The 876-nt window shown below is 68.2% G+C and carries 1 pseudogene; it reads right to left on the bottom strand.

Features of this window, described 5'->3' with window-relative positions:
- Positions 1-13: 13 nt before the first annotated feature.
- A pseudogene (locus AQI70_RS38270) lies at positions 14-831 on the bottom strand (IS5 family transposase).
- Positions 832-876 lie beyond the last annotated feature (45 nt).

Raw genomic sequence — 876 nt, forward strand, 5'->3', positions numbered from 1 at the left:
CCTCTTAGAGCTCCTAACAAAGGCGTTGGACGTGTCGGTGGGTGATGAGGCAGACGGCGAGGCCTAGGAAGGCTTCATGGATGTCGTCGCGGCGTTCCCAGCGGATGCGTAGGCGGCGGAAGCCGTGCAGCCAGGCGATCGTGCGCTCGACCACCCAGCGGTAGATGCCCAGGCCGCTGCCGTGTTCCTGACCTCGCGCCGCGATGCGTGGCTTGATGCCGCGGGCTCAGACCAGGCGCCGGTACTTGTCGTGGTCGTAGCCGCGGTCGGCGAGCAGCACGTCCGGCCGCCGCCGGGGCCGGCCGACGACGCCGCCCACGGCGGGGACCTTCTCCAGCAGAGGCAGGATCTGGGTGACGTCGTTGCGGTTGCCGCCCGTTAGTGACACCGCGAGCGGGATGCCCTGGCCATCGGTGAGGATGTGGTGCTTGCTGCCGGGCCGTGCGCGGTCGACCGGGCTGGGGCCGCTTTTGGGCCCCGTCGAGCGGCCCGGATGTGGGTGGAGTCGATCACCGCCCGCGACCAGTCCAGCTTGTTGGCAGCCCGCAGCCTGGTCAGCAGCACCAAGTGCAGTTGATCCCACACCCCGGCCTCGTTCCACTCGGCCAGGCGCCGCCAGCAAGTCATGCCTGAGCCGAAGCCGAGTTCCTGGGGCAGGTACTCCCATTGGATGCCGGTGTGCAGCACGAACAGGATCCCGCACAACGCCTTGCGATCCGGCACCCGCGGCCGCCCGGGTTTGAGTTTCGGCCCTGGCTCGGGTAGCAACGGCTCAATCAGCGACCACAGTTCATCCGACACCAGCCACGGCCGCGACTCCCGCTTCCCCACGACCACACCAACGACCAGACAAGCCGACAGTCACACCATCAACGA

The sequence above is a fragment of the Streptomyces curacoi genome (assembly GCF_001513975.1).
Taxonomy (GTDB): domain Bacteria; phylum Actinomycetota; class Actinomycetes; order Streptomycetales; family Streptomycetaceae; genus Streptomyces; species Streptomyces curacoi.